We start from the raw sequence: 21505 nt of genomic DNA, 5'->3' as shown, positions 1-21505 counted from the left end.
CCGAAGGGTCTGAAAGCGGCAAACGCCCGGCCTGACAAAAGCCAGACCGGGCGTTGCGTTTAGAGTCCTGACGCCGTGCCGCGCACTTGCATGCGGCGGCTCGCCGTGGCCCTTGAAGTGCGCGAGTTAGAGGCTGCGAGCAACCTGAACCTTCTCGTAGACTTCGATCTTGTCGCCAGCTTTAACGTCGTTGTAGCTCTTCACGCCGATACCGCATTCCATGCCGGCACGTACTTCGGACGCGTCATCCTTGAAGCGGCGCAGGGATTCCAGCTCGCCTTCGAAGATAACGATGTCTTCACGCAGTACACGGATTGGACGGTTACGGTGAACAACACCTTCGATAACCATGCATCCGGCGATCGCGCCAAACTTCGGCGAACGGAACACGTCACGCACTTCAGCGGTACCCAGGATGTTCTCGCGAACATCGCTGCCCAGCATACCGGTGAGGGCTTTCTTGACGTCTTCGATGATGTCGTAGATTACGTTGTAGTAACGCATATCCAGACCTTCCTGCTCGACGATCTTACGAGCGCCAGCATCGGCACGCACGTTGAAGCCAAACAGTACAGCGTTGGAGGCCAGTGCCAGGTTGGCGTCGGACTCGGTGATACCACCGACACCGCCACCGACAACACGCACTTGCACTTCGTCGTTACCCAGGCCGTTCAAGGCGCCGTTCAACGCTTCCAGCGAACCACGGACGTCAGATTTGAGGACGATGTTAAGCGTCTTCTTCTCTGCCTGGCCCATGTTCTCGAAGATGTTTTCAAGCTTGCCGGCGTGAGCGCGAGCCAGTTTGACCTCGCGGAACTTGCCTTGACGGAACAGAGCCACTTCACGGGCTTTCTTCTCGTCCGACAGCACACTCATCTCATCGCCAGCGTCCGGGGTACCGTCCAGGCCGAGGATCTCGACAGGGATGGAAGGACCCGCTTCTTTGATTGGCTTGCCGTTCTCGTCGAGCATGGCACGTACACGGCCATAGTTCGAACCGACCAATACCATGTCGCCTTGACGCAGGGTACCGTCTTGAACCAGAACGGTTGCAACCGGACCACGACCCTTGTCGAGACGCGATTCAACCACGACGCCACGGCCAGGAGCCGAAGGCGTTGCTTTCAGTTCCAGAACTTCGGCTTGCAGCAGAACGGCTTCGAGCAACTCGTCCACACCCGTACCGACTTTCGCCGAAACCGATACGAACGGGGTGTCGCCGCCCCACTCTTCCGAGGTCACACCGTGAACCGACAGTTCGCTACGGATGCGATCGAGATCAGCGCCCGGCTTGTCGATTTTGTTCACTGCAACTACCAGTGGAACACCGGCAGCCTTGGCGTGCTGGACCGCTTCAATGGTCTGCGGCATTACGCCGTCGTCCGCTGCAACGACCAGGATCACGATGTCAGTTGCCTTGGCACCACGAGCACGCATTGCGGTAAACGCAGCGTGACCCGGGGTATCGAGGAACGTGACCATGCCGCGATCAGTTTCAACGTGGTACGCACCGATGTGCTGGGTAATACCGCCGGCTTCGCCTGCAGCTACCTTGGCACGACGGATATAGTCGAGCAGCGAGGTTTTACCGTGGTCAACGTGGCCCATTACGGTCACGACCGGTGCACGGGAGAACGTCTCACCTTCAAACTTCAGGGACTCGGCCAGGGAATCTTCCAGGGCGGTGTCACTGACCAGGGTCACTTTGTGGCCCAGCTCCTCAGCTACCAGTTGAGCAGTTTCCTGATCGAGCACCTGGTTGATGGTCGCTGGCGTACCCAGTTTGAACATGAACTTGATGATTTCAGCAGCCTTGACCGACATCTGCTGGGCGAGATCGCCGACAGTGATGGTCTCGCCTATCTGCACATCACGCACGACAGGGCCGGTTGGGCTCTGGAAACCGTGAGCGTTGCGTTTCTTCAGCTTGGCCTTGCCGCGACCACCACGACGGAAGCCATCGCTTTCTTCGTCGGTAGTACGTGGGGCAACGCGTGGAGCAGGCGCTTTCTCTTTGACCGAAGCACGATGCGGAGCGTTTTTGCGCTCGCCATCGCCACTGCCACGACGACTGTTATCGTCGGCACGTGGTTTGTCCGGACGGCGCTGTTCGTTCTGCTTGTTGCGAACATCGGCAGACGGCGCTGGTGCAGCAGCCACAACCGGCGCGCTTTCACGTACTGGCTCGGCAACTGCAGCAGGTGCTGCAACGGCGTCGTTAGTAGCGGATTGCGCAGCAGCAGGCTGGCGACGCGCTTCTTCTTCGGCGCGACGCTTGGCTTCTTCTTCAGCCTTCTGACGTGCAGTATTTTCTACTGCTCGACGTTCTTCCAGTTCGCGTTTGCGCTCGGCTTCGATTTCTTCCGGGCTGCGCTGTACGAAAACTTTCTTTTTACGTACTTCAACACTGATGCTTTTGCTGCCAGCAACACGCAGGGTGCTGGTGGTTTTACGCTGCAGTGTGATCTTGCGTGGTTCTTCCACTTTCGCCTTGTGGCTGCTTTTCAAGTGAGTCAGCAAAGATTGCTTCTCACTGTCAGTCACATGTTCTTCGGCGGCGGTGTGCGGCAGACCTGCCTCACGCATCTGCTGCAACAGGCGCTCTACCGGTGTTTTGACCTCATCGGCCAGTTGTTTCACCGTGACTTGCGTCATGCACTTCTCTCCTCAGGCCGCGCCTAATTACTCGAACCAGTGGGCTCGGGCGGCCATGATCAACTTGCCGGCACGATCATCGTCAATGCCGTCGATGTCGAGCAGGTCGTCAATAGACTGCTCGGCCAGGTCTTCGCGGGTAATTACGCCGCGCACCGCCAGTTCCATCGCCAAATCCTTGTCCATACCCTCAAGCGAGAGCAGGTCTTCGGCCGGATGGGCGTCTGCCAGCTTTTCCTCAGTAGCGATGGCTTTGGTCAACAAACGATCCTTGGCGCGAGCGCGAAGCTCGTTGACGGTTTCTTCGTCAAAGCCGTCGATGTTGAGCATTTCTTCCAACGGTACGTAGGCAATCTCTTCCAGGCTGGTAAAGCCTTCATCTACCAGCACCTGTGCCAGGTCTTCGTCGACTTCCAGCTCGTCGATGAAGTTGCGCAGGATGTCGCCGGTTTCTGCTTGCTGCTTAGCCTGGATGTCCGATTCGGTCATCACGTTCAGGGTCCAGCCAGTCAACTGGCTAGCCAGACGCACGTTCTGACCACCCCGACCAATGGCCTGAGCCAGATTGTCTGCGCCAACGGCGATGTCCATTGCATGGGCATCTTCGTCAACGATAATTGCCGCCACTTCAGCCGGCGACATTGCATTGATCACAAACTGAGCCGGGTTGTCGTCCCACAGGACGATGTCCACACGCTCGCCGCCCAACTCACCCGACACTGCCTGGACGCGCGAACCGCGCATACCGATGCAAGCGCCTTGCGGGTCGATGCGTTTGTCCTTGGAGCGGACCGCGATCTTGGCGCGCGAACCCGGATCACGGGACGCAGCCATTACTTCGATCAAGCCTTCAGCGATTTCCGGCACTTCGATGCGGAACAACTCGATCAGCATTTCCGGCGCAGTACGCGACAGGATCAGCTGCGGGCCGCGGTTCTCGGTGCGGATTTCCTTGAGCAGCGCACGCAGACGCACGCCAACCCGGAAGGTTTCGCGAGAAATGATGTCTTCACGAGCCAGCAACGCTTCGGCGTTGTTGCCCAGGTCGACGATCACGTTGTCGCGGGTCACTTTCTTCACGGTGCCGGAGATGATTTCTCCCAGGCGCTCGCGATAGGCATCAACGACTTGAGCGCGCTCGGCTTCGCGAACTTTCTGCACGATGACTTGCTTGGCAGTCTGTGCAGCGATGCGGCCGAACTCAATGGACTCGATCTTTTCTTCGACTACATCACCAACCTGAGCACCAGGATGCGTTTCTGCAACCTTGCTCGGCCAGGTTTCGATGGCCGGATCGTCCAGGTCTGCTTCTTCGACGACAGTCCAGCGACGGAATGTCTCGTAAGCACCGGTGTGGCGATTGATTTCCACACGCAGATCGACTTCGTCCTCGAAACGTTTTTTGGTAGCAGTGGCCAGAGCCAGCTCCAGCGCTTCAAAAATTACGTTTGCCGGTACGCCCTTTTCATTGGATACCGACTCAACAACCAGCAGTACTTCTTTGCTCATCGTACGCCTCGCCTTTCGCAAGCCATTGGATCCGCGGGATCCGCGTCTCAGTCAAAACTGGGAATAATGTTGGCCTTGTCGATCATATCGATCGGCAACAGGAACTCATGGTCTTCTACCTGCACCACGACGTCCTGCTCTTCTACACCGCGCAGAAGGCCCTGAAAGTTGCGTCGGCCTTCAAAAGGCGAGCGCAGCTTGATCTTCACTTGTTCACCGGCAAATTTTGCAAACTGCTCAATAGTGAACAGCGGGCGTTCCATGCCAGGCGAGGAAACTTCAAGGGTGTATTCAAAGGCGATTGGATCTTCAACATCCAGAACACCGCTGATCTGACGGCTGACAATGGCACAATCGTCCACCAGCACACCGCCCTCTTTATCGATATAAACGCGCAACATTGAGTGGCGACCTTGAGCCGAAAACTCAATACCCCAGCATTCATAGCCTAGGGCCACGACCACCGGGGCCAGCAAGGCCTGCAACTCTTCTAGCTTGCTCGACACCTGAACCCCCTCGTGCATGTATGTGCATGCTGTGCAAAATAAAAAAATGGGCGAAACGCCCATCCTTGAAACGCCGTCGAACAGCGGCGTTGAAAGTATCCAGCTAACAAAAAGCCCCTTAAAAGGGGCTCCTTAAACTGGTTGCGGGGGCCGGATTTGAACCGACGACCTTCGGGTTATGAGCCCGACGAGCTACCAGACTGCTCCACCCCGCGACAAAGCTGGGGCGGAAGTATACGACCGATCCCTGACAGGGTCAATGTAACCTTCCACCTACAAGAAAGCCCGCAACAGCGGGCTCTCCTGATAATTGGTACCGAGAAGGGGACTCGAACCCCTACACCCTATGGGCACAACCACCTCAAGGTTGCGTGTCTACCAATTCCACCACCTCGGCAATACTACGTTTGAAACCCTTCTTACTTTTGCTCTTGAGCTGGAGGCACGTCAGTCGCTGGAGTAGCCGACTTTTGCTCTTGAAGCACCGGTACATCATCAGAAGCCGGTTGTTGCTTTGGAACTTCCAACACCGCTGGATTTGGCAAACCTACTTGAGTCAGCTGTTGAGCCTTCTCTTTAGCAAAGTAACCTAACCCTAAGCTGGTTATGAAGAAACCGGCGGCAAGTATAGCAGTAAACTTACTGAGAAAGGTAGAGGAACCTTGGCTTCCGAACACAGTATTTGAAGCACCTGCTCCGAAAGACGCGCCAGCATCCGCACCTTTACCCTGCTGCAGCAATACCAGAGCAACTACGCCCAACGCACCCAGCAGATGAAAAACGACTACGACTGTTTCCAGCATTTTTTCAGTTTCCCGCGGCGCGACAAATCGCACCGAACTCATCTGCATTCAGGGAAGCTCCACCAATGAGCCCCCCATCGATATCCGGCATGCCGAACAGTTCGACCGCATTGGCCGCCTTCACGCTGCCGCCGTATAGAAGCCGCACACCTTGTGCGACCTCAGAATTCTCTGCCGCCAACTGAGCGCGAATGGCTGCATGCACATCCTGCGCCTGTTGCGGCGAAGCAGTCAGCCCGGTACCAATGGCCCAGACCGGCTCGTAAGCGATTACTGCCTTTGCAAAGGCACCAACACCCAACTCCTCTATGATACTGCCTAGCTGACGCCCGACAACCTCAAGAGTTTTTCCAGCTTCGCGCTCTTCAAGGGTTTCCCCTACGCACAACACCGGAATCAAGCCGCATGCCTGTGCCGCTGCGAACTTGCGAATCAGCATTCCGCCCTGCTCACCCATTATCTGGCGGCGCTCGGAGTGCCCGACAAGTACCAGGGAACAACCTGCATCCACCAACTGACTCGGCGCAACTTCACCGGTCAACGCACCTTGCATGGATTCCACCGCAGAGTTCTGCGCGCCGACCGAAATCGACTTTCCTTCCAAGCCATCAATCACTTGATTGATATGCAAGCAAGGCGGGAATACCGCTACATCAACATCGCTCGGCAAGGCCAGATGACGAAGGCCATTGATCAGCTCAGCGACGCTGGCGCGGGTACCGTGCATCTTCCAGTTACCAGCTACCATAGGGCGACGCATGCTGTACCTCGTCGGTCAAAGTGGGCGCAGATGTTACCCAACACAATCATGGCTGGCAAGCCGAAATCAGGCAGAAACTTCAGTAACCAGTTTTGCCAGCTCTTCGGCGTAGCCGCGAACCTGTGTTTCGTCCTCGCCTTCGACCATGACCCGCACCAGAGGCTCCGTCCCGGACTTGCGCAACAGCACGCGCCCACGACCAGCCATAGCCTTGGTAACGCGCTCGCTTGCCTCCTTGACGGACGGATGATCAAGAGGGCTCGCACCGCCGCCGAATCGTACATTGATCAGCACCTGAGGGCACTTGCGCAGCGCCTGACGCGATTGTGCCAGCCCCTCGGAGCGGGTCTTCAGCGCCATCAATACCTGCAATGCGGCAATGATCGCGTCACCGGTGGTGGTGTGGTTGAAGCAGACAATGTGGCCCGAATTTTCACCACCCACCAGCCAATCGCGCTCCAGCAACTCGGAGATTACGTACCGGTCGCCAACATTGGCCCGCACAAAAGGAATTGCCAGATCCGCCAGGGCCAATTCCAACCCCAGGTTACTCATCAGCGTACCGACCACCCCCCCCTGCAACTTACCCTGCTCATGCAGGTCGCGAGCAATGATGAACAGCAACTCATCTCCGTCGACAACAGTACCGGTATGATCAACCATCTGAACGCGGTCACCATCACCATCAAAGGCGATACCCAAATCAGCATGCTCGGCCAATACAGCAGCTTGCAGCGGCCCCATATGGGTCGAACCGCAATTTTCATTGATGTTCAGGCCGTTAGGATGAGCAGAAAGCACAACGACATCGGCCCCCAGCTCCCGGAATACACTAGGCGCCACCTTGTAGGTAGCGCCATGGGCGCAGTCGATCACGATCTTCAGGCCCGCGAAGCTGGTGCCGGTCGGGACACTGCTTTTGCAGAATTCTATATAACGGCCTGAAGCATCGTTGATACGCGATACCTTGCCGATCTTGCTCGACTCAACCACAGTCATTGGGGTATCGAGCAATTCTTCGATCATATGCTCGACTTCATCCGGAAGCTTGGTGCCCTTCCCGGAGAAAAACTTGATGCCATTGTCATCGTGAGGGTTGTGCGAGGCACTGATCACGATGCCCGCTTCGGCCTGGAAGGTACGAGTCAGGTAGGCGATGGCCGGTGTCGGCATCGGCCCCAGGAGCATGACATCAGCACCTGCCGAAGTAAGCCCGGCCTCGAGCGCAGATTCGAACATGTATCCGGAGATCCGAGTGTCCTTGCCCACCAACACCTTGCAGGCGCCCATTTTGCGGAACGCCATACCAGCAGCCCAGCCAAGCTTGAGCATGAAGTCAGGGGTAATCGGATATTCGCCGACCCGACCACGAATGCCGTCGGTGCCAAAGTATTTCTTAGTCATAAGTACTCCATCATTCTTATTCGGCTGATTCCACTGCAGCGATCATCCGCACCACATCGACGGTTTCGGCCACATCATGGACGCGCAATATACGCGCGCCCTTGACCGAAGCCAGCGCTGCAAGCGCCAGACCACCATGCAGACGCTCGCCAACTGGACGATTCAATGCCTGACCTATCATGCTCTTTCGCGAGACCCCGACCAACAGGGGCCGCCCCAAGGCATGCAGGGCCTCCATATGCTTGAACAAGCTTAGATTGTGCTGCAAGTTTTTTGCGAAGCCAAAGCCCGGATCAAGGATGATCCGATCCGCTGTAATTCCTACCGACGCACACTGAGCCATGCGCTCGGCTAGGAACTCGCCCACCTCTTTCGTGACGTCCTGATACTGCGGATTATCCTGCATGTCGCTCGGCTCACCGAGCATATGCATCAGACAGACCGGCAGGCCAGTGGCTGCGGCCGCATCCAGCGCGCCATCGCGCCGCAGCGAGCGCACATCATTGATCAACCCCGCGCCAAGTCGTGCGGCTTCGCGCATCACAGCTGGCGTGGAAGTGTCGACCGAGATAATTACATCCAGCTCGCGGTGTATTCGCTCGACGACCGGAGCTACGCGCTCAAGCTCTTCCAGCGGTGAAACCACCCTGGCACCCGGCCGGGTCGATTCGCCACCGACATCAATCAACGTCGCGCCGGCCGCCACCATAGCCTCAGCGTGGCGCAAGGCCGCATCGAGCTGGCTATATTGGCCGCCATCAGAGAAGGAATCGGGAGTGACATTGAGAATACCCATGACGTGCGTCAGGGCTAAATCAAGAACCCGATTGCCGCAAGGCAATCGGGTCGAGGACTGAACAGAAGTCATTTCAAACCTTAAACGTCAGCAGCCGGACCGCCGATCGGTGTTTCCGGACGCGGATCCTGTGCCACCGGAGGAGTTCCGGAGGTACCGGTGCCGCCTGACCAGTCGCGAGGTTCACGAGGCGTACGACCCGCCATGATGTCGTCGATCTGATCAGCGTCGATCGTTTCGTACTTCATCAAGGCATCAGCCATGGCGTCGAGCTTGTCACGGTTATCGGTGAGGATCTGCTTCGCCGTGCCGTAGCACTGATCAATGATGCTGCGCACTTCGGAGTCGATCAACTTGGCTGTCTCACCGGAGAAGCTTGCACCCTGACCGCCACCGCCGCGACCAAGGAACACTTCGCCCTCTTCTTCTGCGTACATCAACGGGCCGAGTTTTTCCGACAAGCCCCACTTGGTTACCATGTTCCGTGCAATCTGGCTGGCACGCATGATGTCGTTTGACGCACCGGTGGTGACGCCGTCGAAGCCCAAGGTCATTTCTTCAGCAATACGACCGCCGTACAACGAGCAGATCTGACTGATCAATGCACGCTTGGACAGGCTGTAGCGATCTTCTTCCGGCAGAAACATGGTCACACCCAGCGCACGACCGCGCGGGATGATCGACACCTTGTAGACCGGGTCATGCTCAGGCACAACGCGCCCAACAATAGCGTGACCTGCCTCGTGGTAAGCGGTGTTCTGCTTCTCTTTTTCGGACATGACCATGGATTTGCGCTCGGCGCCCATCATGATCTTGTCTTTGGCCAATTCGAACTCTTTCATTTCGACGATGCGCTTGCCGGCACGGGCCGCGAACAACGACGCTTCGTTCACCAGGTTAGCCAGGTCGGCACCGGAGAAACCAGGGGTACCACGAGCGATCACAGCCGGAGCGACGTCGTCACCCATTGGCACTTTTCGCATGTGAACCTTGAGAATCTGTTCGCGACCACGGATATCTGGCAGACCAACGACTACCTGACGGTCGAAGCGGCCTGGACGCAGCAACGCAGGGTCCAGTACGTCCGGACGGTTGGTTGCAGCGATGACGATGATGCCGTCGTTCATTTCGAAGCCGTCCATCTCTACCAGCAACTGGTTGAGAGTCTGCTCGCGCTCATCGTGACCGCCACCCATCCCGGCACCACGATGACGACCGACGGCGTCGATCTCATCGATGAAGATGATGCATGGCGCGTGCTTCTTGGCCTGCTCGAACATGTCACGAACACGGCTGGCACCGACACCGACAAACATTTCGACGAAATCGGAACCGGAAATGGTGAAGAACGGTACTTTTGCTTCGCCTGCAATCGCTTTGGCGAGCAACGTTTTACCGGTCCCCGGAGGTCCCACCATCAGCACGCCGCGTGGAATACGGCCGCCCAGACGCTGGAACTTGCCCGGATCACGCAGGAACTCGACCAACTCACCGACTTCTTCCTTGGCTTCGTCACAACCGGCAACGTCACCCAAGGTGGTTTTCACCTGATCCTCGGAGAGCAGGCGCGCCTTGCTCTTGCCGAAGCTCATCGGCCCGCCCTTGCCACCGGCGCCGCCCTGCATCTGCCGCATGAAGAACATGAACACGGCGATGATCACCAGGATCGGGAAGCTTGCCACCAGGAGCTGAGTCCAGATGCTTTGCTGTTCAGGCTGCTTGCCTTCGACTACGACATGGTTGTCCACGAGGTCGCCGATCAGACCGTTGTCCTGGATTGCCGGACGAATGGTCTTGAAGCTGTCGCCATCGTTGCGTTTGCCGGTAATCACGTAGCCGTCAACCGCTACGCGCTCGACCTTCCCATCCTTGACCTGCTGGATGAAGTCGGAATAGTTGAGGGTCTGCGGCTCGTTAGGGCTGGAGAAGTTGTTCATCACTGTCACCAGGACAGCCGCGATGATCAACCACAGGATCAGATTCTTTGCCATATCGTTCAATTAACTACCCTCTGAAGCAAGCTCCGCTAATGGCGCGCGCTTCGCATGATATTCACCGGCCTAACTTACTACATTACCTACGGCTCTGGCAGGCGCCGTCTGTAACCCTTTGTGAAACACTTTCTACACAATATTCGCTAATGCTCACTGGGCGAAATACGAAAAACCTATCACCCCGGTCAAAAACCTCTTATTCCTCACTGCGACCACGGAAACCACGGCCCAGCAGGTACTGCTCTCGGGAACGGTCGCGCGACGATTTCGGCTTGCGCGTCGTGACCTTCTCGAACTGCTTGCGCACGCTCTTGTGGTACTCATCGAAGCCTTCACCCTGGAAGACCTTGATCAAAAAATCACCACCTGGCTTCAACACCCGAGTCGCAAGATCCAGTGCCAACTCACACAGGAACATCGATCGAGGCATATCAACAGACGCCAATCCACTCATATTGGGGGCCATATCGGAAATCACAAGGTCCACCTCGTTTTTTCCGACCGCTTCGAGAATCTGCGCCAGTACGGCGTCCTCGGTGAAGTCGCCCTGAATGAAGGTCACATCCGGGATGCTGTCCATTTCCAGGATGTCGGAAGCGATCAGCGTGCCTTGCCCACCAATCAGACGACTGGTCACCTGGGACCAGCCACCCGGGGCGGCGCCCAGGTCGATCACGCTCATGCCTGGACGGATCAAACGGTCTCTTTCCTGAATCTCCAGCAGCTTGTAGCTGGCACGGGAGCGATACCCGTCTTTTTGCGCCATTTTCACGAATGGGTCGTTGAAATGCTCTTGCAGCCATTTAAGGCTTGTCTTGGAACGGGCCACGGGCCACCTCAAAAAATAAAACGGGTCGTGATTAACTGGGCGGTCCCGGACTCGCTCGGGTAAACTGGCCGCCGCTTTTTACAAGATCAGACGCAGGGGTCAGATTATGCCGCTCACTCAAGAGCAGAAGAAACAATACAAATCCATTGGCCACCATCTGAAACCAGTTTTAACTGTGGCTGACAACGGTTTGACTGAAGGTGTGTTAGCCGAACTTGAACGCGCTTTGGCGGATCACGAGCTGATTAAAATCAAGCTCAACATCCTCGATCGCGAGTCGCGCCTGGCGAACATCGCAGAACTGTGCAAGGTCGGCAAAGCGGACCTGGTTCAGGTCATCGGCAAGATGGCACTGATTTACCGCAAGAACTTCAGCGTCAACAAGCAGCTGTCGAACGTCCATCGCTTCAAGTGATGGCAAGGGTCAAGGGTGTGCTTCGCGCACCCTGCCACTCCATCCAGGCACCGGCTGCAACACCAGCACCAGCCCGGAAAAGCCCAGAACAAGATAGCTGAACACCTGCCAACGCACGGCATCTGGCCAGCCAATAAGCACCGCGGCATACATCGCACACGCATAAAGCGCCATCAGCAGCAGTTGCCCGCGAATATCGCGCCATAGACTGGCAAGGCCCTCGGTCTGAACCAGCACCAAAGCCTGAAAAATCACACACGTTGCGGCGAACCCCACCATCAGCGCATCAAGCATGCCTGCGATTTCGTCGATCAGCAGCGGTGCCAGGCCAATTTTGCCCAGCACCGGCAGCAGACCGATGTGCAACAGCCACAGACCACCAACCCACAACATCTGAGTCAGTTGCCAAAGCATGGCGCCCGCACGTAGCGGGCGCCTGCGCTTAGATGTGGCGAACTTCGACAATCTCGTACTCGATAACGCCGCCAGGCGTTTTCACGGCAACCACATCACCCTCTTCCTTGGCAATCAAGGCGCGGGCCAATGGCGAGCCGACCGAAATCTTGCCGAGCTTGAAGTCAGCCTCATCCTCACCAACGATGTGGTAAGTGACGCTTTCATCCGTCTCGACGTTGGCGATTTCAACGGTGGTGCCGAAGATCACCTTGCCGGTGTGAGGAATGGTCGTGACATCAATGATCACCGCGTTTTGCATGCGGCCTTCGATGTCGCGGATCCGCGCCTCGACCATACCTTGCTGCTCGCGAGCAGCGTGGTATTCGGCGTTTTCTTTCAAGTCACCCAACTCTCGGGCCGTACCGATGTCCTGGCTGAGCTTCGGACGGACGACCTTAGTCAGGTGAGCGTGTTCTTCTTCCAGGGCTTTAGCGCCCTGGACGGTCATTGGGTATTTGATCATGCCTTCAATCCTGCGTGTAGATCCTGCAAGCGGCGCACGGTCTTCTCGGGACCGAACTTCAGCGCTTCGCAGATAGCTTCGCCAGCAGCAATGGTAGTGGTGCAGTAAATCTTGTGCTGCAAGGCATTACGACGAATGGAGTACGAATCAGCGATCGACTGACGACCTTCGGTGGTGTTGATGATCAGGGTGACTTCGTCGTTCTTGATCATGTCGACCACGTGCGGACGACCCTCGGTCACCTTGTTCACACGACGCACTTTCAGGCCTGCGGCTTCGATCAGCTTGGCAGTACCGGCAGTGGCGACCACTTCGAAGCCCAAGTTGATCAGATCACGAGCCACGCCTGCAACCAGTGGCTTGTCGTCATCACGCACACTGATGAACGCGGTACCGCCGGTCGGCAGCACTTCGCTGGCACCCATTTGGGCTTTGGCAAACGCCTCACCGAAGGTGTCGCCCACGCCCATCACTTCACCAGTGGACTTCATCTCTGGGCCCAGGATCGGGTCCACACCAGGGAATTTGGCGAATGGGAACACCGCCTCTTTCACACTGTAGAAGTTCGGAATGATTTCTTTGGTGAAACCGATTTCCTTCAGGGTTTTACCGGCCATCACACGAGCCGCGATCATCGCCAGAGAAACACCAATGCACTTCGATACGAACGGTACGGTACGGGAAGCGCGCGGGTTGACTTCGATGACGTAGATGTCTTCGCCTTGCAGCGCCAACTGAACGTTCATCAGGCCGACAACGCCCAGTTCCAGGGCCATTTTCTTGACCTGTTCACGCATCTCGTCCTGGATGTGTGCAGGCAGCGAGTACGGCGGCAGGGAGCACGCGGAGTCACCGGAGTGAACGCCGGCCTGCTCGATGTGCTGCATGATCGCGCCGATCACCACGTCGGTGCCGTCGCAGACTGCATCCACGTCCATTTCGATGGCGCAGTTGAGGAAGTGGTCGAGCAGCACCGGGCTGTCGTTGGACACTTTCACCGCGTCACGCAGGTAGCGCTTGAGCTCTTCTTCTTCGTAAACGATTTCCATCGCGCGGCCGCCCAGTACGTAGGACGGACGAACCACCAGCGGGTAACCGATCTTGCTGGCCGCACGAATCGCTTCGTCTTCGCTGCGCACGGTGGCGTTTGGCGGCTGACGCAGGTTCAGGCGCTCGACCATTTGCTGGAAGCGCTCACGGTCTTCGGCACGGTCGATGGCGTCAGGGCTGGTGCCGATGATCGGCACGCCAGCTTCTTCCAGGGCACGAGCCAGTTTCAGCGGGGTTTGGCCGCCGTACTGGACGATCACGCCTTTCGGCTTCTCGACGCGGACGATTTCCAGTACGTCTTCCAGGGTGACTGGTTCGAAGTACAGGCGATCAGAGGTGTCGTAGTCGGTGGAAACGGTCTCCGGGTTGCAGTTGACCATGATGGTCTCGTAACCGTCTTCGCGCAGGGCCAATGCCGCGTGTACGCAGCAGTAGTCGAACTCGATGCCCTGGCCGATACGGTTTGGACCGCCGCCGAGGATCATGATCTTGTCGCGGCCCGACGGCGCGGCTTCACACTCTTCCTCGTACGTCGAGTAGAGGTAAGCGGTGTCGGTGGCGAACTCGGCCGCGCAGGTGTCAACGCGCTTGTAGACCGGGAAAATCTCAAGTTTGTGACGGTGGCGACGCAGAGCCTTCTCGGTCACGCCCAGCAGCTTGGCCAGACGCATGTCGGAGAAGCCTTTGCGCTTGAGGCGGAACATCACGTCGCGGTCGATGCTGGCCAGACCCAAGGTCTTGACCTTCTCTTCTTCCTTGATCAGATCTTCGATCTGCACCAGGAACCACGGGTCGATCATGTTCATGCCGAAGATGTCTTCGACCGACAGGCCGGCACGGAAGGCGTCAGCCACGTACCAGATACGCTCGGCACCCGGCACGGTCAGTTCGCGCTTGAGGATGCTCATGCTTTCCGGATTGCTCAGGTCGAGCTTCTCGTCCAGGCCGCAAACGCCCACTTCCAGACCGCGCAGAGCTTTCTGCAGGGATTCCTGGAAAGTCCGGCCGATGGCCATGACTTCACCCACCGACTTCATTTGAGTGGTCAGGCGCGCGTCGGCTTTCGGGAATTTCTCGAAGGCGAAGCGTGGCAGCTTGGTCACGACGTAGTCGATGGACGGCTCGAAGGATGCAGGAGTAGCGCCGCCGGTGATTTCGTTCTGCAGTTCGTCCAGGGTGTAGCCGATCGCCAGCTTGGCAGCGATACGCGCAATCGGGAAACCAGTGGCTTTCGAGGCCAGCGCCGAAGAGCGGGATACACGCGGGTTCATCTCGATCACGACCATACGGCCAGTGTCCGGGCAGATGCCAAACTGAACGTTGGAGCCGCCTGTTTCCACGCCGATCTCACGCAGTACCGCCAACGAGGCGTTACGCATGATCTGGTATTCCTTGTCCGTCAGGGTTTGTGCCGGAGCAACGGTGATCGAGTCACCGGTGTGCACGCCCATCGGGTCAAAGTTTTCGATAGAGCAGACGATGATGCAGTTGTCCTTCTTATCGCGGACAACCTCCATCTCGTACTCTTTCCAGCCGATCAGGGATTCGTCGATCAGCAGTTCTTTGGTCGGCGACAGGTCGAGGCCGCGGGCGCAGATTTCTTCGAACTCTTCACGGTTGTAAGCGATACCGCCACCGGTGCCGCCCATGGTGAAGGACGGACGGATGATGCACGGGAAGCCGAGCTTCTCGAGGACCACGTTGGCCTCTTCCATGCTGTGGGCGATACCCGAACGCGGGCAATCCAGGCCGATGGATTTCATCGCCTTGTCGAAGCGCGAACGGTCTTCAGCCTTGTCGATGGTGTCAGCGTTAGCGCCGATCATCTCTACGCCAAACTTCTCCAGAACGCCTTCGCGCTCCAGATCCAGTGCGCAGTTCAGAGCGGTCTGGCCACCCATGGTCGGCAGCAGCGCGTCCGGACGCTCTTTCTCGATGATCTTGGCAACGGTCTGCCATTTGATCGGCTCGATGTACGTGGCGTCAGCCATGTCCGGGTCGGTCATGATGGTCGCTGGGTTGGAGTTCACCAGGATGACGCGGTAACCCTCCTCGCGCAGGGCTTTACAAGCCTGGGCGCCGGAGTAGTCGAACTCGCAGGCCTGGCCGATCACGATCGGGCCAGCGCCGAGAATCAGGATGCTTTTAATGTCTGTACGTTTTGGCATGGGTTTGTCACTCAAATCCGCAGGTCAGTCGGCAAGCCGTCTTGTTCAATCTTTGAAGACCTGAGGGGGCCACCGTGTGTCGGGACCACCCTCAAGCTTTGCTGCATCAAGGCGAGCGATCAGCGTCGCTTGGCCATTTCATTGATGAAGCGATCAAACAGTGGTGCTACGTCGTTCGGGCCAGGGCTGGCTTCAGGGTGACCCTGGAAGCTGAAGGCGCTCTTGTCGGTACGCTCGATACCTTGCAGGGTGCCGTCGAACAACGATTTGTGGATCGCCCGAACGTTGGCTGGCAGGGTCGCTTCGTCTACCGCAAAACCATGGTTCTGGCTGGTGATCATCACCACACCGGTATCCAGATCCTGGACCGGGTGGTTGGCACCGTGGTGGCCGTGACCCATTTTCAGGGTCTTGGCACCGGAGGCCAGGGCCAGCAGTTGGTGACCAAGGCAGATACCGAAGACCGGAATTTCGGTTTCCAGCACATCCTTGATCGCCTGGATCGCGTAATCGCAAGGCTCCGGATCACCAGGGCCGTTGGACAGGAACACACCGTCCGGTTTCAGAGCCAGAGCTTCAGCAGCTGGAGTTTGAGCCGGCACTACGGTCACGCGGCAACCGCGATCGACGAGCATGCGCAGGATGTTCAGCTTGACGCCGTAGTCGTAGGCAACCACGTGGTACGGCAGCTCAGAGGCTTCGATGGTTGCGTGGCTGTCGGTTTTCAGATCCCAGACAGTCGAGCGCCACTCGTACTTCTCTTTGGTGCTGACGACTTTCGCCAGGTCCATGCCTTTGAGGCCAGGGAAACCCTGAGCGGCGGCGATGGCGGCTTCTTCGGAAATGTTGTCACCGGCCATGATGCAGCCGTTCTGCGCGCCTTTTTCACGCAGGATGCGCGTCAGGCGGCGAGTGTCGATACCAGCGATTGCCACAACGTTGTTGGCTTTCAGGTAGTCGGACAGAGACATCGTGTTACGCCAGTTGCTCGCAACCAGTGGCAGGTCACGGATAACCAGACCCGCGGACCAGACGCGGTCGGACTCGGCGTCTTCCGGCGTGGTGCCGGTGTTGCCGATGTGCGGGTAAGTCAGGGTAACAATCTGTTGGGCGTAGGAAGGATCGGTAAGAATTTCCTGATAGCCGGTCATTGCGGTGTTGAACACCACCTCACCAACGGTTTGACCGTCGGCTCCAATGGCTTCGCCGCGAAAAATGCTGCCATCAGCAAGGGCGAGTATGGCTGGCTTAGTCAAGAAGACCTCCCGTAAATAAAGCCTGAAAGGGCGATCGCAGGTTGTAAAAAAGCGGAGTGACGTATGGACACGTCACCCCGCTTCTTCACCGAATAATTCTGCGCGCTTTTAGTGGACACACTAAAGCTGTAGCTTACAGAAAAAGGCATTTCTGGTCTACCGCCAATGAGCCTTAAAGGCCGGGGAATGCGACAGGACGTCGCTTGACGGAGTAAAACCGGGCTCAAACACACTATTTGAACCCGATTTCGGGCGCATCTTAACGCAGATCGAGTACGTCTTGCATGTCGTAAAGACCCGGCTCACGACCGTCCAGCCACAACGCAGCACGTACCGCGCCCTTGGCGAAGGTCATGCGACTGGACGCTTTATGCGTGATCTCCAGTCGCTCACCCTCACAGGCGAACAGCACCGTATGATCGCCGACCACATCACCACCGCGAACAGTGGCAAAGCCGATCGTTTCACGCTCGCGAGCACCGGTATGACCTTCACGGCCATAGACCGCAACCTTCTGCAGATCACGATCCAGGGCGCTTGCGATAACTTCGCCCATGCGCAAAGCCGTACCTGAAGGCGCATCGATCTTGTGCCGATGATGAGCCTCGATGATCTCGATATCTGCATCGTCACCCAACACACGAGCAGCCATGTCGAGCAGCTTCAGCGACAGGTTTACACCGACACTGAAATTGGCCGCGAACACGATCGGAATATCCTTGCCGGCCTCGGCCAGCAACTGCTTCTGTGCGGCGTCCAACCCCGTCGTGCCGATCACCATGGCCTTACCCGCCTTACGGCAGAACGCCAGGTTTTTCAGCATGACTTCCGGAAGCGTGAAGTCGATCAGCACGTCGAACTCATCAGTCACCGCGTCCAGATTGCCGGACAGTGGAACACCGATACGCCCCAGCGACGCCAGCTCACCAGCATCCACGCCAATCAGCGTACTGCCGGGGCGTACGATGGCTGCCGTCAGCCCGGTCAGCGGCGCGCGTTGCTGCACCGCCTCGACCAGAATCTTGCCCATGCGCCCGGCAGCGCCCATCACAGCTATACGTCGCATGCCAACTCCTTACAAATCGCCGAAGAAGCGCTTCACGCCTTCGAACCAACCAGTGGTTTTAGGCGAATGGCTGTTGTCATCTGCCAGCGAGCTACGGAACTCTTCCAGCAGTTCGCGCTGACGACGCCCCAGATTGACAGGGGTTTCGACAGCCACTCGGCACATCAAGTCACCAGCACCGCCGCCGCGCACTGGCGCAACGCCCTTGCCGCGAACACGGAACTGCTTGCCGGTCTGAGTTCCTTCAGGGATTTTCAGTTTGACTCGACCATCAAGGGTCGGAATCTCCAGCTCACCACCCAGCGCGGCATCGACAAAACTGATCGGCACTTCGCAGAACAGGTGCTTGCCGTCGCGCTGGAAAATCGCGTGCTCACGCACGTTGATCACCACGTACAGGTCGCCAGTCGGACCACCCTGAGCCCCCGCCTCGCCTTCGCCGGACAAACGAATGCGGTCACCGGTATCGACACCGGCCGGCACTTTCACCGAGAGGGTTTTGTACTCTTCGACACGACCTTGACCATCGCAAGAGTCGCACGGATCGGAAATGATCCTGCCCTGGCCATGGCAGCGCGGGCACGTCTGCTGCACCGAGAAAAAGCCCTGCTGCATACGGACTTGACCGATACCGCCACACGTCGGGCAAGTGATCGGCGAGGAGCCTTTCTTGGCACCCGAACCGTCGCACGGCTTGCAGTTGACCAATGTCGGAACACGGATATTCACGGTTGTACCGCGCACCGCTTCTTCCAGATTCAGTTCCAGGGTGTAGCGCAGGTCGCTGCCGCGCTGAGCGCCGCCACGAGAACCGCCGCGACCGCCGCCGAAGAAGTCACTGAAGACATCACCAAAGATGTCGGAGAAGTTCTGACCGCCAAACCCGGCACCGCCGCCACCCATGCTCGGGTCGACACCGGCATGACCGTACTGGTCGTAGGCCGCGCGCTTACTGGAATCGGACAGCACTTCGTAGGCCTCGTTGGCCTCCTTGAACATATCTTCCGACGCTTTGTCATCGGGATTACGGTCCGGGTGGTGCTTCATCGCCAGGCGACGGTAGGCCTTTTTCAGGTCTGCTTCGCTTGAGCCACGCTCAACACCCAATACTTCGTAATAGTCACGCTTTGCCATAAGTCTTTGCACTCTTAAGGACGTTCGGCAAACCTCTCCTGAGCCTTGCCAAACTCGTTGAGCCCCAATACAGGCCCGGACCCAACTCACGTCAATTCAACGATCCTGGTCTTTGATTCGATGCGGTACTTTCGGCTCGAAAAGCAGGAGCATTCCCGGCCATACCGCCAACACACGAGCCTTGTCGCATGCTGTAAAAATTCGCTAACTCCAGACACGCCAACGCGGGAGCAAGCTCCCGCGCGGCGACATCCTACCAGTCACCGCCTGAAGGCAGTCAACCGGGCGACCAACAACTTACTTGTGGTCTTTGACTTCTTCAAACTCAGCGTCGACAACGTCGTCAGCCTTTTCAGCTTTTTCGTCGTGCGGTGCAGCGCCTTCAGCGGGCTGAGCCTGCTCGGCGTACATTTTCTGAGCCACTGGCGCGGAGACTTTCGACAGTTCTTCAACTTTGGCGTCGATAGCAGCCTTGTCGTCGCCTTTGACGGCGGCTTCCAGGGCAACTACTGCGGCTTCGATTGCAGTCTTCTCTTCAGCGGTCACTTTGTCGCCAGCGTCAGCGACCATTTTGCGCGTCGAGTGAACCAGCGCATCGCCCTGGTTACGAGCGGCGGCCAACTCTTCGAACTGGCGATCTGCGTCGACGTTGGCTTCAGCATCGCGAATCATCTGCTGAATCTCTTCCTCGGACAGACCGGAGTTGGCCTTGATCACGATCGACTGAGTCTTGCCGGTAGCCTTGTCTTTGGCGCCTACGTGCAGAATGCCGTTGGCGTCGATGTCGAAGGTCACTTCAATTTGTGGCACGCCACGTGGTGCTGGTGGAATCTCGGCCAGGTCGAACTTGCCCAAAGACTTGTTCTGAGCGGCTTGCTTACGCTCACCTTGCAGCACGTGAATGGTCACAGCGCCCTGGTTGTCGTCGGCAGTCGAGAACACTTGCGATTTCTTGGTAGGAATCGTGGTGTTTTTCTCGATCAGCGCGGTCATCACGCCACCCATGGTTTCGATGCCCAGAGTCAGCGGGCTGACGTCCAGCAGCAGAACGTCTTTCACGTCACCGGCCAATACCGCGCCCTGGATAGCAGCACCCATGGCAACCGCTTCGTCCGGGTTCACATCTTTACGCGCTTCTTTACCGAAGAACTCGGTCACCAGCTTCTGAACCAGTGGCATACGGGTCTGACCGCCGACCAGGATCACGTCGTTGATGGCGCCGATGTCGATGCCCGAGTCTTTCAGAGCGATGCGGCAAGGTTCGATGGTGCGTTGAACCAGGTCTTCTACCAGCGCTTCGAGCTTGGCGCGGGAGATTTTCACGTTCAAATGCTTAGGACCGGTAGCGTCTGCAGTGATGTACGGCAGGTTCACGTCGGTCGAATTGCTCGAAGACAGTTCGATCTTGGCTTTTTCAGCGGCTTCTTTCAGGCGCTGCATGGCCAGCGGGTCACCTTTAAGGTTCATGCCGCTTTCTTTCTTGAATTCGTCGACGAGGTAGTCGATCAGACGAATGTCAAAGTCTTCACCGCCCAGGAACGTGTCACCGTTGGTGGCCAGTACTTCGAACTGGTGCTCGCCATCGACTTCAGCGATTTCGATCACGGAAACGTCGAAAGTACCGCCGCCCAAGTCGTAAACGATCACGGTGTGATCGCCCTTCGCCTTGTCCATACCGTAAGCCAGAGCGGCGGCGGTTGGTTCGTTGATGATACGTTTTACGTCCAGGCCCGCGATGCGGCCGGCGTCTTTAGTGGCTTGACGCTGGCTGTCGTTGAAGTAGGCCGGAACGGTGATCACCGCTTCGGTCACTGGCTCGCCGAGGTAGTCTTCGGCGGTCTTCTTCATTTTCTTCAGAATTTCAGCCGAGATTTGTGGCGGCGACATTTTCTGGCCGTTCACTTCAACCCATGCATCGCCGTTGTCAGCCTTGGCGATTTTGTACGGGACCATCTTGATATCTTTCTGTACGACTTCTTCGTCGAACTTACGACCGATCAGACGCTTCACCGCATACAGGGTGTTGTGCGGATTGGTCACAGCCTGACGCTTGGCCGATTGGCCAACGAGGATTTCACCATCGTTGGCGTAAGCGATGATCGACGGCGTGGTACGCGTGCCTTCAGCGTTTTCAATAACTTTGGCTACGCCGTTTTCAAGCACGGAGACGCAGGAGTTGGTAGTCCCCAGGTCGATACCGATAATTTTGCCCATGTTCACTCTCCCGAAACTTTGGATTTG

Annotated in this window: 17 protein-coding genes and 2 tRNA genes; 1 reads left to right on the top strand and 18 read right to left on the bottom strand. The window is 57.4% G+C overall.

The window, feature by feature from the left end:
• Nucleotides 1-126: 126 nt before the first annotated feature.
• The 11 genes from infB to rlmE all read right to left on the bottom strand — a co-directional run bounded on the left by infB (nucleotide 127) and on the right by rlmE (nucleotide 11256).
• Nucleotides 127-2655, bottom strand: coding sequence for a translation initiation factor IF-2 (gene infB, locus QFX16_RS03945; RefSeq protein ID WP_283182912.1), 2529 nt, complete (start codon nucleotides 2653-2655; stop codon nucleotides 127-129).
• Between the two features lie 27 nt (nucleotides 2656-2682).
• A complete protein-coding gene (gene nusA / locus QFX16_RS03940) occupies nucleotides 2683-4164 on the bottom strand; it encodes a transcription termination factor NusA (RefSeq protein ID WP_008024459.1) in 1482 nt (493 codons plus the stop codon).
• Between the two features lie 47 nt (nucleotides 4165-4211).
• Nucleotides 4212-4670, bottom strand: coding sequence for a ribosome maturation factor RimP (gene rimP, locus QFX16_RS03935; protein WP_283184518.1), 459 nt, complete (start codon nucleotides 4668-4670; stop codon nucleotides 4212-4214).
• A 138-nt stretch (nucleotides 4671-4808) separates the two neighbouring features.
• Nucleotides 4809-4885, bottom strand: a tRNA-Met gene (locus QFX16_RS03930).
• A 96-nt stretch (nucleotides 4886-4981) separates the two neighbouring features.
• Nucleotides 4982-5067, bottom strand: a tRNA-Leu gene (locus QFX16_RS03925).
• 22 nt (nucleotides 5068-5089) lie between these two features.
• The gene (secG, locus tag QFX16_RS03920) at nucleotides 5090-5473 is read right to left on the bottom strand and encodes a preprotein translocase subunit SecG (protein ID WP_010463489.1); all 384 of its coding nucleotides are present in this window, start codon (nucleotides 5471-5473) and stop codon (nucleotides 5090-5092) included.
• Between the two features lie 4 nt (nucleotides 5474-5477).
• Nucleotides 5478-6233 (bottom strand): triose-phosphate isomerase, encoded by a 756-nt coding sequence (gene tpiA, locus QFX16_RS03915; protein WP_283182911.1) that lies wholly within the window; start codon nucleotides 6231-6233, stop codon nucleotides 5478-5480.
• Nucleotides 6234-6299: 66 nt separating this feature from the next.
• Entirely contained in the window at nucleotides 6300-7637 is a 1338-nt protein-coding gene (gene glmM, locus QFX16_RS03910; protein WP_134422046.1) for a phosphoglucosamine mutase, read from the bottom strand.
• A 16-nt stretch (nucleotides 7638-7653) separates the two neighbouring features.
• Nucleotides 7654-8505 carry a dihydropteroate synthase gene (gene folP, locus QFX16_RS03905; RefSeq protein ID WP_283182910.1) on the bottom strand — a complete coding sequence of 284 codons (852 nt, stop codon included), beginning with the start codon at nucleotides 8503-8505 and terminating at the stop codon, nucleotides 7654-7656.
• Between the two features lie 8 nt (nucleotides 8506-8513).
• The gene (ftsH, locus tag QFX16_RS03900; protein ID WP_033053619.1) at nucleotides 8514-10424 is read right to left on the bottom strand and encodes an ATP-dependent zinc metalloprotease FtsH; all 1911 of its coding nucleotides are present in this window, start codon (nucleotides 10422-10424) and stop codon (nucleotides 8514-8516) included.
• 199 nt (nucleotides 10425-10623) lie between these two features.
• On the bottom strand, nucleotides 10624-11256 hold the full coding sequence (rlmE, locus tag QFX16_RS03895; protein ID WP_003177853.1) for a 23S rRNA (uridine(2552)-2'-O)-methyltransferase RlmE: 633 nt from the start codon (nucleotides 11254-11256) through the stop codon (nucleotides 10624-10626).
• A 106-nt stretch (nucleotides 11257-11362) separates the two neighbouring features.
• Between rlmE and QFX16_RS03890 the strand changes: the two genes are divergently transcribed.
• Complete coding sequence (locus QFX16_RS03890; RefSeq protein ID WP_008005472.1) at nucleotides 11363-11671, top strand: YhbY family RNA-binding protein; 309 nt, start codon at nucleotides 11363-11365, stop codon at nucleotides 11669-11671.
• A 9-nt stretch (nucleotides 11672-11680) separates the two neighbouring features.
• On the opposite strand, the gene QFX16_RS03885 is transcribed toward QFX16_RS03890, so the two are convergent.
• The 7 genes from QFX16_RS03885 to dnaK all read right to left on the bottom strand — a co-directional run bounded on the left by QFX16_RS03885 (nucleotide 11681) and on the right by dnaK (nucleotide 21478).
• Nucleotides 11681-12085: an MFS transporter gene (locus tag QFX16_RS03885; RefSeq protein ID WP_283182909.1), complete on the bottom strand. Its 405-nt coding sequence runs from the start codon at nucleotides 12083-12085 to the stop codon at nucleotides 11681-11683.
• A 28-nt stretch (nucleotides 12086-12113) separates the two neighbouring features.
• On the bottom strand, nucleotides 12114-12590 hold the full coding sequence (gene greA, locus QFX16_RS03880; protein ID WP_223487885.1) for a transcription elongation factor GreA: 477 nt from the start codon (nucleotides 12588-12590) through the stop codon (nucleotides 12114-12116).
• On the bottom strand, nucleotides 12587-15808 hold the full coding sequence (gene carB / locus QFX16_RS03875; protein ID WP_095129503.1) for a carbamoyl-phosphate synthase large subunit: 3222 nt from the start codon (nucleotides 15806-15808) through the stop codon (nucleotides 12587-12589). Before carB ends, greA begins: the two co-directional genes overlap by 4 nt.
• A 119-nt stretch (nucleotides 15809-15927) precedes the next feature.
• On the bottom strand, nucleotides 15928-17064 hold the full coding sequence (gene carA, locus QFX16_RS03870) for a glutamine-hydrolyzing carbamoyl-phosphate synthase small subunit (protein WP_283182908.1): 1137 nt from the start codon (nucleotides 17062-17064) through the stop codon (nucleotides 15928-15930).
• Between the two features lie 259 nt (nucleotides 17065-17323).
• A complete protein-coding gene (gene dapB, locus QFX16_RS03865) occupies nucleotides 17324-18130 on the bottom strand; it encodes a 4-hydroxy-tetrahydrodipicolinate reductase (RefSeq protein ID WP_283182907.1) in 807 nt (268 codons plus the stop codon).
• Nucleotides 18131-18139: 9 nt separating this feature from the next.
• On the bottom strand, nucleotides 18140-19264 hold the full coding sequence (gene dnaJ, locus QFX16_RS03860) for a molecular chaperone DnaJ (protein WP_283182906.1): 1125 nt from the start codon (nucleotides 19262-19264) through the stop codon (nucleotides 18140-18142).
• A gap of 297 nt (nucleotides 19265-19561) precedes the next feature.
• Entirely contained in the window at nucleotides 19562-21478 is a 1917-nt protein-coding gene (gene dnaK, locus QFX16_RS03855) for a molecular chaperone DnaK (RefSeq protein ID WP_283182905.1), read from the bottom strand.
• Nucleotides 21479-21505 lie beyond the last annotated feature (27 nt).

The sequence above is a fragment of the Pseudomonas svalbardensis genome, assembly GCF_030053115.1.
GTDB lineage: Bacteria > Pseudomonadota > Gammaproteobacteria > Pseudomonadales > Pseudomonadaceae > Aquipseudomonas > Aquipseudomonas svalbardensis.
Note: the sequence above shows the minus strand (reverse complement) of the source record. Positions and strands in the feature narration are given on the sequence as shown.

What these genes read in the sequence shown, in the direction of transcription:
- infB (WP_283182912.1), bottom strand. Translation starts at nt 2,655, where the DNA reads ATGACGCAAGTCACGGTGAAACAACTGGCCGATGAGGTCAAAACACCG.
- QFX16_RS03885 (WP_283182909.1), bottom strand. Translation starts at nt 12,085, where the DNA reads ATGCTTTGGCAACTGACTCAGATGTTGTGGGTTGGTGGTCTGTGGCTG.
- greA (WP_223487885.1), bottom strand. Translation starts at nt 12,590, where the DNA reads ATGATCAAATACCCAATGACCGTCCAGGGCGCTAAAGCCCTGGAAGAA.
- QFX16_RS03890 (WP_008005472.1), top strand. Translation starts at nt 11,363, where the DNA reads ATGCCGCTCACTCAAGAGCAGAAGAAACAATACAAATCCATTGGCCAC.
- dnaJ (WP_283182906.1), bottom strand. Translation starts at nt 19,264, where the DNA reads ATGGCAAAGCGTGACTATTACGAAGTATTGGGTGTTGAGCGTGGCTCA.
- folP (WP_283182910.1), bottom strand. Translation starts at nt 8,505, where the DNA reads ATGACTTCTGTTCAGTCCTCGACCCGATTGCCTTGCGGCAATCGGGTT.
- carB (WP_095129503.1), bottom strand. Translation starts at nt 15,808, where the DNA reads ATGCCAAAACGTACAGACATTAAAAGCATCCTGATTCTCGGCGCTGGC.
- dapB (WP_283182907.1), bottom strand. Translation starts at nt 18,130, where the DNA reads ATGCGACGTATAGCTGTGATGGGCGCTGCCGGGCGCATGGGCAAGATT.
- ftsH (WP_033053619.1), bottom strand. Translation starts at nt 10,424, where the DNA reads ATGGCAAAGAATCTGATCCTGTGGTTGATCATCGCGGCTGTCCTGGTG.
- dnaK (WP_283182905.1), bottom strand. Translation starts at nt 21,478, where the DNA reads ATGGGCAAAATTATCGGTATCGACCTGGGGACTACCAACTCCTGCGTC.
- secG (WP_010463489.1), bottom strand. Translation starts at nt 5,473, where the DNA reads ATGCTGGAAACAGTCGTAGTCGTTTTTCATCTGCTGGGTGCGTTGGGC.
- tpiA (WP_283182911.1), bottom strand. Translation starts at nt 6,233, where the DNA reads ATGCGTCGCCCTATGGTAGCTGGTAACTGGAAGATGCACGGTACCCGC.
- nusA (WP_008024459.1), bottom strand. Translation starts at nt 4,164, where the DNA reads ATGAGCAAAGAAGTACTGCTGGTTGTTGAGTCGGTATCCAATGAAAAG.
- glmM (WP_134422046.1), bottom strand. Translation starts at nt 7,637, where the DNA reads ATGACTAAGAAATACTTTGGCACCGACGGCATTCGTGGTCGGGTCGGC.